This is a genomic window from Pseudomonas sp. P5_152, from assembly GCF_033989915.1.
Classification (GTDB): Bacteria; Pseudomonadota; Gammaproteobacteria; order Pseudomonadales; family Pseudomonadaceae; genus Aquipseudomonas.
This window is the reverse complement of record NZ_JASFAH010000002.1, coordinates 5,525,437-5,540,088: the sequence shown is the minus strand read 5'-3', so window position 1 is coordinate 5,540,088 and position 14,652 is coordinate 5,525,437. Positions and strand designations below refer to the sequence as shown.

10 protein-coding genes are annotated in these 14,652 nt (G+C 65.6%); 5 read left to right on the top strand and 5 right to left on the bottom strand.

The window, feature by feature from the left end:
* Window positions 1–2: 2 nt before the first annotated feature.
* The 5 genes from QMK50_RS25420 to QMK50_RS25400 all read right to left on the bottom strand — a co-directional run bounded on the left by QMK50_RS25420 (window position 3) and on the right by QMK50_RS25400 (window position 5,736).
* Window positions 3–1,061 carry an ABC transporter permease gene (locus QMK50_RS25420; protein WP_320334319.1) on the bottom strand — a complete coding sequence of 353 codons (1,059 nt, stop codon included), beginning with the start codon at window positions 1,059–1,061 and terminating at the stop codon, window positions 3–5.
* Window positions 1,054–2,619: an ABC transporter substrate-binding protein gene (locus QMK50_RS25415; RefSeq protein WP_159995293.1), complete on the bottom strand. Its 1,566-nt coding sequence runs from the start codon at window positions 2,617–2,619 to the stop codon at window positions 1,054–1,056. The genes QMK50_RS25420 and QMK50_RS25415 overlap by 8 nt, the downstream gene beginning before the upstream one ends.
* 11 nt (window positions 2,620–2,630) lie before the next feature.
* Window positions 2,631–3,824, bottom strand: a complete 1,194-nt coding sequence (locus QMK50_RS25410) for an LLM class flavin-dependent oxidoreductase (protein WP_320334318.1) — start codon at window positions 3,822–3,824, stop codon at window positions 2,631–2,633.
* A gap of 109 nt (window positions 3,825–3,933) precedes the next feature.
* Window positions 3,934–4,665, bottom strand: coding sequence for a class II aldolase/adducin family protein (locus QMK50_RS25405; RefSeq protein WP_095169058.1), 732 nt, complete (start codon window positions 4,663–4,665; stop codon window positions 3,934–3,936).
* 15 nt (window positions 4,666–4,680) lie between these two features.
* The gene (locus QMK50_RS25400; RefSeq protein WP_320334317.1) at window positions 4,681–5,736 is read right to left on the bottom strand and encodes an ABC transporter substrate-binding protein; all 1,056 of its coding nucleotides are present in this window, start codon (window positions 5,734–5,736) and stop codon (window positions 4,681–4,683) included.
* 331 nt (window positions 5,737–6,067) lie between these two features.
* Between QMK50_RS25400 and QMK50_RS25395 the strand changes: the two genes are divergently transcribed.
* The 5 genes from QMK50_RS25395 (at window position 6,068) to QMK50_RS25375 (ending at window position 14,600) form a co-directional block, all read left to right on the top strand.
* The gene (locus tag QMK50_RS25395) at window positions 6,068–7,315 is read left to right on the top strand and encodes an acyl-CoA dehydrogenase family protein (RefSeq protein WP_095169057.1); all 1,248 of its coding nucleotides are present in this window, start codon (window positions 6,068–6,070) and stop codon (window positions 7,313–7,315) included.
* A 111-nt stretch (window positions 7,316–7,426) separates the two neighbouring features.
* Window positions 7,427–9,208: an ABC transporter ATP-binding protein gene (locus tag QMK50_RS25390; protein WP_320334316.1), complete on the top strand. Its 1,782-nt coding sequence runs from the start codon at window positions 7,427–7,429 to the stop codon at window positions 9,206–9,208.
* Window positions 9,201–11,051 (top strand): ABC transporter ATP-binding protein, encoded by a 1,851-nt coding sequence (locus QMK50_RS25385; RefSeq protein ID WP_320334315.1) that lies wholly within the window; start codon window positions 9,201–9,203, stop codon window positions 11,049–11,051. The genes QMK50_RS25390 and QMK50_RS25385 overlap by 8 nt, the downstream gene beginning before the upstream one ends.
* A 1,324-nt stretch (window positions 11,052–12,375) precedes the next feature.
* Window positions 12,376–13,536, top strand: a complete 1,161-nt coding sequence (locus tag QMK50_RS25380; protein ID WP_320334314.1) for an LLM class flavin-dependent oxidoreductase — start codon at window positions 12,376–12,378, stop codon at window positions 13,534–13,536.
* Between the two features lie 20 nt (window positions 13,537–13,556).
* Window positions 13,557–14,600 carry an ABC transporter substrate-binding protein gene (locus tag QMK50_RS25375; RefSeq protein ID WP_320334313.1) on the top strand — a complete coding sequence of 348 codons (1,044 nt, stop codon included), beginning with the start codon at window positions 13,557–13,559 and terminating at the stop codon, window positions 14,598–14,600.
* Window positions 14,601–14,652 lie beyond the last annotated feature (52 nt).

Below are 14,652 nucleotides of genomic sequence, written 5' to 3'. Positions count from 1 at the left end.
TCTCATGGAGCCTTGGAAGTGGAGCGCCGCCACCAGGGCTGGATGCCCCGACGGTTGTGCTGGATCAGGGTCACGCGCCGGGCCGTGCGCAGCTTGGGGGTGAGCAGCACGGTCAGCAGGTCGGCACACAGGTTGATCAGCACCACGCCCAGGGTGATCAACAACACGATGGCCTGGATCATCGGCAGATCGCGCATCTGGATCGCCGAATTCAGCGAGGTGCCGATGCCGGGGTAGCTGAAAATCACCTCGGCCAGCAACGCCCCGCCGATCAACGTGCGCAGGGTCAGCGCCACGCCCTGGATGGCCGGCACCAGGGCATTGGGCAAAGTGTGGCGCCAGACGATGCGCCACTCGGCGATCCCGCGCAGTCGGGCCGCGATCACGTAGTCGGACTCCAGTGCCTCGATCATCGAGGCCCGCACCATCCGCGTCAGGTACGGCAGCGCCGACAGGCTCAGGGCCAACACCGGCAACACCAGGTACTGCAACTGCCGCCACAGCGAACGGTCCGGGTCGATCAGCGACACCGCCGGCAGCACGTCCATGTGCGGCATGGAAAACAGCAGCACCAGGCCGATGGCCAACAGAAACCCCGGCGTCGCCTTGAGGAAGATCAGCCACGACAGGCTAATGCGGTCCAGGCGACTGTCGCGGCGCAACGCCAGGCTCACCCCCAACAGCAGCGCCGTCGGCACCACCAGGGCAATCACCCCGGCCAACAACGCCAGGGTGTAGCCAAAACGCGTGAAAAGGATGCTCGCCACCGGCGCATTGGAGTCCAGCGACACCCCCAGCTCACCGCGCACGGCGTGCCCCAGCCAGCCCAGGTACTGCTCGAGGATCGGCCGATCCAGGCCCAGTTGGCGTTGCAGGGTGAGGATGCTTTCCAGCGGCGCATCCGGGCCGAGAATCACCCGGGCCGGGTCCGAGGGCAGCGCCTGCGTGGCGATGAACACCACCAGGCTGATCACCCAGGCCGTCAGCAGGCCATAGCCGAGCCGGCCGATGAACCAAGCCAGCCACGCCGGTGTACGCGGTTGCTTGGAGGATTTATCCATGGTTCAACCACAGCTCGTCAAAGCGCCAGGAGGCGAACGTGGTTTGCTCGGGCAGCAGCCCGCCAACCCGGGTCGATGCCGCATCGAGCACGTCGTTGAAACCCCAGATCAACAAGCCACCGCGCTCGTGCTGGATACCCTGGGCTTCGTGCACCAGCACTTTGCGCTGGGCCAGGTCCGGTTGCGCCAGCGCTTGTTGGTACAGCGCACTGAAACGCTGGTCATGGAAATTGCTGCGGTTATAGATCGCCTGCGGTGCATCGTTGTGCAAGGCCGAGGCGAGAAAGCCGCGGGCCGGGGTCGAACCCGGCGACAGCAGCCAGTTCTCGCGCTGCGGCCCGTTGAACACCGAGCCGTCGACCTGGGTGACTTTGATCTGCACCCCGGCCTGTTTTGCCTGCTGGGCAAACACCAATGCCGCATTGACCCCCGGCCCAGGCGTGGTGGTCAGTTCGACCCGCAGGTCATCCTGCCCAGCCTGGCGCAGCAGCGAGCGTGCCTGCTCCAGGTCATGGGGACGCTGGACGATGGCGTGGTTGTAGGTCGGGTCGTGGGGTGAGTACAGGTCATTGGCGATCCGCCCGAATCCGTTGAGGCCACGGTTCACCAGTTCCTGCCGGTCGGCCAGCAGGCGAAAGGCCTGGCGTACACGCACGTCCTGGAACGGCGCCTTGGCCAGGTTCAGGTTGAACCCGGTAAACGAGGTGCTGGGCGACACGCAGAGCTGCAACCGCGAGTCGGCCTTGAGCAGCGCGCTGTGTTCAGCCTGCACACCGCTCGCGAGGTCGATCTGCCCGGCACGCAACGCCGCCGAGCGTGACACCTGGTCCTTGAACTCGATGATCTCCAGCTCGTCGGCATACGGTTGATTGGGCTTGTAGTAGTGCTCGAACCGGCTGTAGAGCGAGCGCTGGCCGGGGATGAAGCTCTTGAGCTTGTAAGGGCCCGCGCCCACCGGATTGCTGATCGGGTGGTAGTCGGTGGGCACGATGCCGCCAAAGCTGATCAGGGTTTCGTCCAGCGGGAAGAAGCTCTGGCCTTCCTTGAAGCGGATCTCGATGGTCCGCTCGTCCAGCTTGCGCAAGGCATTGCGGTCGATGGCCCCGACCAGACCGGCAAACGGCGAAGCCAGCTTGGGATCGGTCAGGCGCAACAGCGAGAACAGCATGTCGTCGGCGCCGATGGTCTTGCCGTGGTGGAACTCCAGCCCTGGCTTGATACGAATGGTCCAGGCGCTGGCATCGGCATTCGGCTCGGCAAATTCGGCCAGGGCCAGGCGCGTGCTGACATCGCTGTTCCACTCCCAGAACTTGCTGTACAGCGCCCAGCCACGAATGATCCCGCCGCCCACCGGTTTGTGCGCGTCAAGGTTGCCGGACTGGTCGCCATCGATGATGCCTACCCGCAGCCGACCGCCGCGCACCGGGGTGCTGGAAAGCACGCTGGGCGTATCCGCGGGGCTGTCGCAGCCACTGAGCAGACTGCTGCCCAGCAGCAAACCGCCGCCAACCGCCAGACTGTTGCCGAGAAACACCCGGCGGGAAAAATCCTGATTCATGACGCGCTTCCTTATGCCTGCTCGGTGGTGCGCGGTGCTGCCCGGCGGCTGACGCCCAGGCGCGGCACGTCGAAGCCGTGGTCCAGGTCCAGCAGTGGGAACAGCAGGTCAGCCACTCGATGGGCTTCGTCGATCAGCGGGAAACCCGAGAGGATGAAGGCCGAGGTGCCCTGGGCCTCGTACTCGTGAATCCGTTCGGCCACTTGCTCGGCGCTGCCCACCAGGTAGGTGCCGGCGGCCGGGCCGAGGATGTTGAAACCGAACAGGCTGGGGCCGAGCCAGACGTTGGGGTAGATCTCCAGGTCCCGGGCCTTGGGCAGGCGCCCGGCGCGCAGGGTATCCAGGTTGTGTTGGGTTTGTGGGTCGTCGCTGTGGAAGCTGTCGAAGGTTTCACCGGCCGGCAACTGGCGCTCGACCGCGTTGCGCGCGGTCTGCAACGAAGTGCGTTGCAGCAGCTTCTCGGCGTGGGCCCAGGCCTCCTCCTCGGTTTCGCGGACGATGATCTGCAGGCGGGTACCAAAGGTCAGTTCGCGGCCGATCTTCGCCGCTTCGGCGGCCACTTTGCGGAACTTGTCGCCGAGTTTTGGCGGGGTGTTGGCAAAGCTCAGGTAGACGTCGAGCAACTGCACTGAGTGAGCCACGCCGGGACCGGATGTCCCGGCGCCCCACAACGCAATACCGGGCTTTTGCCGGGGTGGATGCCAGCCGCCCAATGGATGGTTGGCGGCACCCGCCGCGCGGGGCGCAAGCTTGACGTATTGGCCGTCGTAGCCGCTGGTATCGCCGGCGTAGAAACCCTGGAAGGCGCGCCAGTATTCCAGGCTGAAGTCATAACGTTGATCGTGCGGGTAATGCACGCCGAGGGTGGCCAGGCCAGCGTCGTTGCCGTTGACTACGTTGAACAGCAAGCGACCATTGGAGAACAGGTCGAAGGTCAGTGCCCACTTGGCCAATACCGCCGGCGACAGTTCGCCCGGGTGCTGCGCCACGAGGAAGCGCAAGCGCTGGGTCGCATCGATCAGGGCGGCGGACACCGCCAGGCTTTCGTTGGGACTGGAGCCCAGCAATGCGCCGTAGTAACCCAGGCGATCGCTGGCCACGGCCAATTGCTTGAGGTGCTCGAAATCAGTCTGCCAGCGGCCCTCGGGCTCCCACGGATAAGGGCCGTCGGGGGTGGTGAGGTACCAGAGAATCTTGACTGCCATGGGTGTGTTCCTTTCGATGAGGTAGGAGCAAGGCTTGCCCGCGATGGCGCCCGTGAGCCCAGCATCGCGGGCAAGCCAGCGCAGACAGGGGTGAGGGGTAATCAGCGGCTCAGCTACGCCGATCAATCGCCGGCACCAGTCCCAGTTCCGTGGCCTGGTCATACAGTCCGCTCATCTTCCATTGCTGGGTCAGTACGCCCGGGCCGTAGGCACGCGATCCGCCCAGGGCATCGGCGAGCAACTGCAGTTGTGCGCCCTCCTCCAGCAACAGAATGAACTCGGCGGTGGCCCGTAGCCCCTGCTTGCCCCACACGGTGGAACCGCCGTTGGCTTCGAGGATCGCCAGGTTGAAGGGGTTCTCGGCGATCTTGTCGAGGATAAAATCCACTTCCGGCTGACGCCGGTCGATGTACACCGGCAGCTCGCGCGCCAGCTGATAACGCTGCACCGGCACGTAATGGAACGGCAGCGTGCGATGGGTCTGGGCCCAGGCGCCGAGGTACGGCGAATGCACGTGGGACACGGTGGTGACATCGGGGTGGGTCTGGAACAACTTGGTGTAGCGACCCAGGCCACCCTTGCCCTTGCCGTAGATCACCTTGCCAGCGAAGTCGGTGACGGTGGCCTGCAGCGGTTGGCGGTAGTTCCACGGCCCGCCGTAGTTGACCGAGACCAGCAATTCCTCGCCCGGCACCCGCTCGATGAAGCCGACGGTACCGTTGGCGGTGATGGTGTTGGTTTCACGGAACACACTGAAGGCTTGTTCGGCCTCCAGCAGCACCTTGTCGATGAAAGCTTGCAGTTGTTCGCTGATCAGTTGTTCGTGGATGAGCACAGTCATGGCAGTTCTCCGGGTTCAGGCGCGGCGCTTGGCCAACAGTTCATGGGCGGCTTGCAAGGGGCGCGGGTCGACCCAGTCGGCGATGTCGAAATCGCCTTCGAGGAAGCCGTGCAGGTACAGGAAGTTTTTCTGGATCTGCAGGAACTCCAGGCGTTGCGCCGACAGGTCCGGGGCCAGGGTGGTATGGAAATCGCCACGATAGGCTTCGGCCACACCAGCGCTGCCGGCACGGGTCTCCTCTTCGAGAATGGCGTGCAGGGCTTCGCGGTTGTCGGCGGCCCAGTCGGCAGCACTGAGGGTTTGCGCGAGGAACCGCACCACCAGCTCGAAATGGTTGTCCAGCAGGCTCTGGTGCACGGTGATCGGTCGTGGCGTGCCGTTGTTGATGCGGTAGCGCGGATCAGTGATCTGGTCCAGGTCAATCCCCACTACGAGCCCCAGCCGGCGCGCGGCGTCGGCTGCGGAAGCGCCCTTGACGTAGACCGCATCGACCTCGCCGCGCACCAGGTAATCCAGGCCCGACCACAGGCGTTGCAAACCTTCCTGCGGGTTGGCCGCCTGCTCCTGGTCCTGCAGCGCCACCTCCACCAGCTCGACGTCGTCAAAGCCCAGGCCAGCCAGGCTCAACGCGCCTTTGTAGCCGTGCAGGCTCATGGCCCGGGCGATGCTGCCGGGACGACTGTCGCCCCAGGCCGGCAAGGCCAGGCGCTTGCCCTTGAGGTCTTGCGCACTGCGGATACCGGAGTCCGGGCGAACCAGAATGGTCTGCCACTCCTCGATCCAGGTCAGGCCGATCAACCGGCTCGGCGCCCCAGCGGCACGCGCCGCCAGTGCCGGAACGTTACCGCCTTCGCGAAACAGCCCCGGCAGTTGGTGATCGTAGTGATGCCGGACCAGTTGCCGGGCCTCCTGCAAGGTCGAGACCGGCAGGCCGTCGGCGGCAAACTCTGCGCTGAGCCAGCCGAGTTTGTAGGCGATGCCCGAGGCGGTCGGCACCGGGCAGCGGGTGAACCAGATCTGCGCCAGCTCGGTCTCGGCAAGCGGGCTGGGGTGTTGGGCAGCAAGCGTCATGGGCAGCTCCATCGGGTTTTGCGAGTCAGTTGCCAAGGCCAGTGCAGCGTCCGTGCCAAGAGCGCCAAGCCCCGGTTTACCTGGGCTGGCGCCGCGCAGCGGGTTAACCACGGGGTTGGATTGCTGGCCTGTCAGCAGCATTGCGCGAGCACTGCTGCTGGCTGCGCAGTCGCCTTCCGTGCACTGCTGCCCCAGCAACACCCTCGCGACCAAAGCCACGCCGGGCAAGGGTTTGCCGACCTTGGCGCACAACTTGCTCAAGGCAGTTGCAGCGCCTATCAACCACGCCCCCTCCTGCAGGAGCTGGCAATCCATTAGCCGAGGAATCGCTATGAGCAAGATCGAACCCCTACCCCACACGCTGGCCCCCGTACGCCAGTTGACCAGCGAGGCCGAGGCCATTGCCGTGGCCCGGGAGATTGCCCGGGAAATCGCCGCGATCGCAGCCGACGCCAGCCAGAACGGTCAGTTGCCCCGGCGCCAGGCGCAGTTGCTGTCGGACAGCGGCCTCACCGCCATCGGCGTGCCCAAGGCCTTTGGCGGGCTGGGCGCATCGGTGCAGACCATCGTCGAAACCGTGCGCCTGATTTCCGTGGCCGATGGCGGGGTCGGCCAGTTACTGCAGATTCACAACGTGATGCTGCGGGGGATTTTCACCGGTTACCCGGACGCCGTGCGCGACCGCCTGGTCAGCGACGTGTTGGCCGGCAAGCGCTTTGGCAATGCCCTGGCGGAAGTCGGTGGCAAGAACAAATTCGCCCTCAAGACCCGGGTCGAGCGCCGTGCGGACGGCAAGCTGATCCTCAATGGCAGCAAGTTCTACTCCACCGGATCCTACCTCGCCGAGTGGATCTCCCTGACGGCAGCTTCCGACGATGGCGGTGCCGGGGTGCTGCTCAATCGCAACACCGAGGGCTTGACCCTGGTGGATGACTGGGAAGCCTTCGGCCAGAAAAACTCAGTCAGCGGCACGGTGATTTTCGACAACATTGAGCTCGACGAACGCTTCGTGTCCCAGCGCAAAGGACCGATGAAGCGCACCGGCCTGACCTTCCCGCAGATCCTCCACGCCGCCATCGACACCGGCATTGCCGCCGGCGCCCTGGCCGCTGCCGTGGACTACCTCAAGCACAATGCCCGGCCGTGGGTAGAAAGCGGCGTCGAACACGCCAATGAGGAACCGCACATCATCAAGCAGATCGGCGAGTACGCGGTGGCCCTGCGCGGCGCCGAAGCACTGCTGCGCGAGGCCGCACAGGTGTTCGACCAACACGAACTGGACCCGGACAATAAAGAGCTGCAGGACGAACTGATCCTCTCGGTGGCCACCGCCCGCGCCCATTCGGACCGAGCATCGCTGCAGATCTCCAGCGACATCTTCTCCCTGCTCGGCGCCAGTTCGTCCCTGAGCAAATGGAACCTCGACCGCTTCTGGCGCAACGCCCGGGTGCACACCACCCACGACCCGATCCGCTGGCGCCTGCACCACGTCGGCAACTATTACCTCAACGGCGTCGACCCGGGCGAATACACCGCGATCCTCAATGCCAAGGAACAACAGGGCGCGACCCGCCGCTAACCCCCCCACCCCATACCCGTAGGAGCAAGGCTTGCCCGCGATGGCGTGCTGGTGATCGCCATCGCGGGCAAGCCTTGCTCCCACAAGCCCCGTGACGCTAATGAGCTCTCCATGATCGAAAAACACCCCCTTCTGCGCTGCCTGGCGATCTACCGGGAAATGCCCTGGCGCTTTGCCCTGGTGGCGGCGCTGTACGTTGCAATCAACCTCGGCCTGGTCTGGCAGCAGTGGCTGATCGGCCATGCGGTGAACGACGTCAGCGCCGGCCGCGCGGTGGTCCACCAGGCCGATGGCAGCCTGGACGCCAGCCTCGGCTGGTACTGGCTGTGGTTGATGCTGGCCGTGGCCCTGGGTCGTGGCGTCTTGCAGTACGCCGCCAGCGTGCTGTCGCTGGTGCTCAGCCAGGAACTGCTGACGCGCCTGCGCGAGCGCATCCTGCAGCAGGTCCAGGACCTGCACTTGGGCTACCACTGGCAGCACGGCATGGGCGAGATGATTACCCGCACCACCCGCGATGCCGACAAGGTTCGCGACGCGCTCATCAGCTTCTGGCGCCAGGTGGTGGAAACCCCGCTGGTGGTGCTGGCCACGGTCGGCCTGTTGAGCTGGTACAACCCGCTGCTGGGGCTGGTGCCGCTGTTGCTGACGGTCCTCGGACTGTGGATTTTCGTGCGCCAGACCGAGCGCCTGGTCAGCCTCGACCGGGCCGTTGGCGCCGCCTACGACCGGGTCAACCAGGACTTGAGCGAGGGCATCGGTGGTGTGCGGGTGATCAAGTCGTTCGGCCTCGAACACCGCCGCACCCAGCGCTTCGCCGCACAGGTGGCGCTGTTCGCCGACCACGCACGCCTGGCCCTGGCCTACTCCAGCTCGCGGATTCCCCTGCCCCAGGCCGTGGTCGCCCTGGGGCATGTATGGATCCTGGTGTATGGCGCCCACCTGGTGGCCAACGCGCAGCTGGGGATCGGCGAGCTGGTGACCTCGCTGCTGATCGCCACCACCCTGGTGTTTCGGATCGAAGGCATCGGTCGAGTGATGCAGACCTTCGCCGACGCCCGCTCCAGCGCCGAGCGCATCTGGCAGCTGCTGGATGAGCCAGCGGCGATCCGCAGCGGCCCGGCCAGCCTGCCCGAAACGCCCCTGGGGCTGAAACTGGAGCACGTCAGCGTCAGCCCGCCCGGCGGTGGCCAGGCCATTCTGCGCGACTGCTCGCTGACCCTGCAGCCAGGGGAAATCGTCGCCTTGGTGGGCGCGACAGGCACCGGCAAAAGCCTGCTGGCCAGCCTGTTGCCGCGCCTCAGTGAGGTCACGAGCGGACGTCTGCTGCTGGGCTCGGACGCCGCCGGCTGGCAGGACATTCGGCAACTGGACCTCAATCAACTGCGGCGCCGGGTGCACGTGGTGCCCCAGGAGAGCTTTCTGTTTTCCGACACCCTGGCCGCCAACCTGCGCCTGTGCGCGCCGACGGCCAGTGAACAACAGTTGCGCCAGGGCTTACGCCTGGCTGCCGCCGAAGACGTGCTCGAACGCCTGCCCCATGGCCTGGCCACGCCCCTGGGTGATCGCGGCGTGACGCTCTCCGGCGGCCAGCGCCAGCGTCTGTGCCTGGCCCGCGCCCTGCTCGGCGAGCCCGACATCCTGTGCCTGGACGACGCCACCAGCGCCCTCGATGCCATCAGCGAACGCCAGGTCCTGGACAACATTCGCCAACTGCGCCGCGACCAGGGCCGGGCCACCAGCGTGTTGGTGATCTCCAGCAAGCTCTCGACCATCCTCCTCGCCGACCGCGTGCTGATGCTCCAGGACGGCCGGATCGTCGCCAGCGGCCAGCACTGCGAACTGCTGCAAACCCACCCCGACTACCGCGACCTGCTAGGGATCGACCATGGCTAATCCAATCGCCGGCACAGCCTTGAGCGATATTGAAATTGAAGAAGCACTGGCAAAAAAGGCTCTCGACCGCAGCATGTTGACGCGCCTGCTGCCGCTGCTCAAACCGATACGCGGGTCGATCGCCGCGGTGATCGGCATCGAGCTGCTGCTGGTGTTCACCGTGTTCCTGCGGCCCTGGTTCGTGCGCGAACTGCTGGACCGTGGGCTGATCCAGCAGCAGGATCATTGGTTGCTCGATGAGCGCCTGGTGCTGTGGCTGGGTCTCGGCCTGGCGGCGAGCTGGCTTGGTCGGTTCCTGCTGGCCGGGGTCTCGCAGTTCGTCGCCGGCGGCGCGGCGATCCGTGTACTCAATGACCTGCGAGTGCGGGTGTTCGCCCACGTGCAGAGCCTGAGTGTCAGCTACTTCGACCGGACCAAGGCCGGGCGCATCATTTCCCGCGCCGACCGCGATGTCGACAGCCTCGAACCGCTGCTGATCCAGGGCCCGCCGGAGCTGCTGGGCGCACTGCTGCGCTGCGGGCTGGCGGCCGTGATGCTGTGGCGGATCGACCCGCGTTTCTTCCTCAGCCTGGTCGCCACCGTGCCCTTGCTGGTGCTGGCGACCTGGAGCTTCAAGCGCATCTCCCAACGCAACTGGGCCAAGGTCGCGGAGAACCGCAGCCGCTTCACCGCGCACCTGGTGGAAAGCGTCAGCGGCGCGCGGATGTTGCAACAGTGCGCGCAACAGACTCCGAACCTGCGGCGCTACCGTGGTCTGCTCGAGGACTTCAACCAGGCACTGATCCGCGGCAGCCTGCGCTCCAGCTGGTTCGCGCCGTTCACCGCGCTGCTCAGTTCCGCCGGCATGGCGCTGCTGTTGCTGGTGGGGGCCTATGGCCTGGCGCAAGCGGATGTCAGTGTGGGCCAGATCGCTGAAAGCCTGTTCTACGTGTTCCTGTTTCTTGGGCCTTTGCAGGAACTGTCGGACCTGTTCGAGCGCTACGCCACCGGTTCGGCGTCGGCGCAGCGGATCTTCCTGTTGCTCGACACCCGCCCGCAGATCACCGACAGCCCTACCCCACGCCTCCTGGACCGGGCGCGTGGCGACGTGAGCTTCGAGCAGGTGAGTTTCGCCTACGACCCCCACAGCCCGACGCCGGTGATCGATCAGTTGGATTTGCAGGTTCGCGCGGGAGAAGTGCTGGCGATCGTCGGCCCTTCAGGCCATGGCAAGAGCACCCTGGTGCAGTTGTTGACGCGCTTCTACGAGGTGCAGGCGGGGGCAGTCCGACTCGACGGCATCGACGTGCGCGAACTGACCCAGCAGGCGCTGCGCCGCAACGTTGGCGTGGTGCTGCAGGACAACGTGTTGTTCAGCGGCACCATCCTCGACAACCTGCGCCTGGCCGCTCCCGACGCCAGCGATGCAACACTGATCGCCGCGGCCCGCGAGCTGGGGGCCGACGAGGTGCTGGAGCGCCTGCCACACCAGTACCACAGCGAAGTCGGGCCTTTGGGCGGGCACCTGAGCCATGGCCAGCGGCAACTGGTGTGCCTGGTGCGGGCCTACCTCGCCGACCCGGCGGTGCTGGTGCTGGACGAGGCCACCTCGGCGGTCGACATCCATACCGAGCGGCGTATTCAGCGGGCATTCCGGCGCCTGTGCGAAGGCCGTACGGCGATCATCATCGCTCACCGCCTGGCGACCATTCGCGACGCCGACCGGATCGCGGTGATTCAACGCGGCCGCCTGGTCGAACAAGGCCCGCACCGCCAGTTGATTGCCCAGGGTGGAGCCTATGCGGCGCTGTACCAGACCTATTTGCGCAGTGCCTCCCTCGAGGAGATTGGCCAACCGGCCTGAATTGATTGGGGGAGCTAGCGCCCGCTTGCGGCCTGCTAGCGATGGGGCCAGAACATTCAACATCGCTGGTGCCTGACACACCGCCATCGCGGGCAAGCCCGCTCCCACAGGTTGAGTGGGTGTACCCAGAATCTGCGAACACCCAGAACCACTGTAGGAGCGGGCTTGCCCGCGATGGGGCCAGAACATTCAACATCGATGGCGCCTGACCCACCGCTATCGCTGGCAAGCCAGCTCCCACAAGGTTGAGTGGGTGTACCCAAAATCTGCGAACACCCAGAACAACTGTGGGAGCGGGCTTGCCCGCGATGGGGCCAGAACATTCAACATCGATGGCGCCTGACACACCGCCATCGCGGGCAAGCCCGCTCCCACAGGTTGAGTGGGTGTACCCAGAATCTGCGAACACCCAGAACAACTGTGGGAGCGGGCTTGCCCGCGATGGGGCCAGAACATTCAACATCGATGGCGCCTGACCCACCGCTATCGCTGGCAAGCCAGCTCCCACAGGTTGAGTGGGTGTACCCAAAATCTTCGAACACCCAGAACCACTGTAGGAGCGGGCTTGCCCGCGATGGGGCCAGCACATTCAACATCGATGGCGCCTGACCCACCGCTATCGCTGGCAAGCCGCAAGCGGGCGCCAGCTCCCACAGGTTGAGTGGGTGTACCCAGAATCTTCGAACACCCAGAACCACTGTGGGAGCGGGCTTGCCCGCGATGGGGCCAGAACATTCAACATCGATGGCGCCTGACCCACCGCTATCGCTGGCAAGCCGCAAGCGGGCGCCAGCTCCCACAGGTTGAGTGGGTGTACCCAAAATCTGCGAACACCCAGAACAACTGTGGGAGCGGGCTTGCCCGCGATGGGGCCGGTCCATTCAACATCGATGGTGCCTGACCCACCGCTATCGCTGGCAAGCCAGCTCCCACAAGGTTGAGTGGGTGTACCCAGAATCTGCGAACACCCAGAACCACTGTGGGAGCGGGCTTGCCCGCGATGGGGCCAGCCCATTCAACATCGATCGCTCCTGACCCACCGCTATCGCTGGCAAGCCGCAAGCGGGCGCCAGCTCCCACAAGTTGAGCGGGCGCATGCCAAATCTGCAGGCAACGCCAGTCGCCGCACGCTCGGGCTGTTGCCGCTTCAACAACCACTGCTGACGGGCTGCTGCTACAGACGCAGCCCTGGCGCAACTGTCCGCACCTTCAGCGCCCAATCCCCAGCCCCTGCGGCCCGCAAGCCGTTCCAGGCGCCATGGCATGTCCGTTGCAATCATCCCTGCAAGGCGTCCTCGCACGCGTTACTGAATCAGGAGCACCCATGAGCACTGAATTTTTCTGGCGTCTGCCGCTGGGCACCGACGGGCCGCAGTTGAGCACCGACAAACACAATCGCGGCACCTCCCACCATCGCCCTGGCAACATCGCGCCGGGGCGCTTGCCCAACGGCGAGCCGGACGACTTCACCTACATCGACTACATCGCCCAGGTGGCCAAGGCCGCGGAGCTGGCCGGGTTTGAAGGCGCGCTGCTACCCACCGGGCCCGAGCCCTGGATCGCCGCGTCGGCGCTGGCCCGGGAAACCCGGCGCATCAAGTTCCTGATCGCCTTCCAGGCCACCTGGACCCTGCCGGCCTACGCCGCGCAACAGGCGGCCATCCTGCAGAACCTCAGCCGTGGCCGCCTGGAGTGGAATATCATCACCGGCGGCAACCCGGCCAGCCAACGCGCCAACGGTGACTTCCTCGAACACGACCTGCGCTACAAGCGCACCGGCGAGTTCCTCGACATCATCCAGGGCCTGTGGCAGAACGAGCGGTTCTCCTACGACGGCGATATCTATCAACTGGAGAACGGCGCCCTGCCCCACGGCCTGCATCAGGAACGCAAGCCCGGCGTGTACTTCTCCGGTTTCTCCGACGCCGCGCTGGACGTCGCCGCCAAGCACGCCGACGTCTACCTGAACTGGGCCGAGCCGATCGACAAGCTCAAGCCGCACATCGAACGAGTGCGTGAGCTGGCCGACAAACAGGGGCGTAGCGTGCGCTTCGGGCTGCGGGTCGACCTGTTCGCCCGGGAAACCGAAGAACAGGCCTGGGCCGACCTGCGCCGCCAGTTCGACAAGCTCGAGGGCCAGAGCAGCGTGGTCGCCAAGGGCTTCACCAGCGGCTCGGACTCGGTCGGTGGCGCACGGCAGACCGCCTACCACCAGAATGTCGATCGCTTCGACGACCTGATCATCGGCCCTAACCTGTGGGCCGGTTTCGCCAAGGCCAAGCCAGGGCCGACCGTGGGCCTGGTGGGCAGCCACCAGAACATCGCCGAACGCCTGGTGGAATACCGCGATGCCGGTTTCTCGACCTTCATCCTCGCCGGCAACCCGCACCTCGAAGAGGCCTTGCGCATCGGCCAGGAAGTCCTGCCGCTGGTGCACCAGCGCCCCGCTGCCAGCCCGGCAACCGCACTCAAAGCCAGCGCCTGAGCGCTGAGGGAGACGACTTGATGAGCCATCCACTCGATACGCTCTGGTACACCCGCTGCCCGGTCCCCACGGGGTTGGGGATCGCCGTGCAAAAAGGCTGGTTGCAGGACACCGTAGGCGCCCTCGGCACCCGGGTGCAATCGCTGCGCGAGTCCACGGACAAGGCGGTGCGCGAGTCGCACTTCGATCACAGCTTGCAGAATTCGGTGCGCCACGGCGGCAACATCCCGGCGATCTGGGCCCGCGCCCAGGGTCGCGAGACCCGGGTGATCGGCCTGTCGTGGGCCGACGAAGTGCAACTGATCCTGACCCTTCCTGACAGCGGCATAAAAACCGTCAAGGACCTCAAGGGCCGCAGCTTCGGCCTGCCGGACTGGGCCGGCGCGCAGATCGATTTCACCCGGGCCCAGGCCCTGCGTGGCCTGGAGAACGCCCTCAAGCTCGAAGGCCTGCAGGTCGGCGACGTGCGACTGGTGAACTTTGTGTATGGCGGTACCTTCAGCGACCCGCAGGTGCATACCGTCAATGGCACGCCGGTAGCGACGCAACGGGTCGAGGGGCGCAACCTGGAACTGATCGGCCTGCTGCGCGGCGAAGTCGACGCGATTTTCCTCAAGGGTGCCAGCGCCGCCCAGTACGCCCACGACTTTGGCCTGCACACGGTGATCGACACGGGGGCCCACCCCGACCCGCTGATCCGCAGCAACAACGGCACGCCACGCACCCTGGCGGTCGACCTGCACCTGCTGGAGCAGCATTTTGACGTGGCCAGCGGCATTCTCGACGCGGTGCTGCGGGCCGAACAGTGGGCTCATACCCACCCGGATGAAACCCGCCGCTACCTGGCGCGGGAAACCAACAGCAGCGAGTACTGGGTCAGCGCCGCCTACGGCGACAACGCCCACCAGCGCCTGCACACCGCACTCGACGAACAGGCCATCGACGCCCTGCAGGACTTCACTCACTTCCTGCACCGCTGGCGCTTTATCCCGAACAGTTTTGACGTGCGCCAATGGATCGACCCGCGTCCGCTACAAGCCCTGCAGACCGCCCTCGCCGGCTAACCCTACCGCACGATCACCCTAGCGCGGCGGGGTGATCGGTTTCATGGACTCG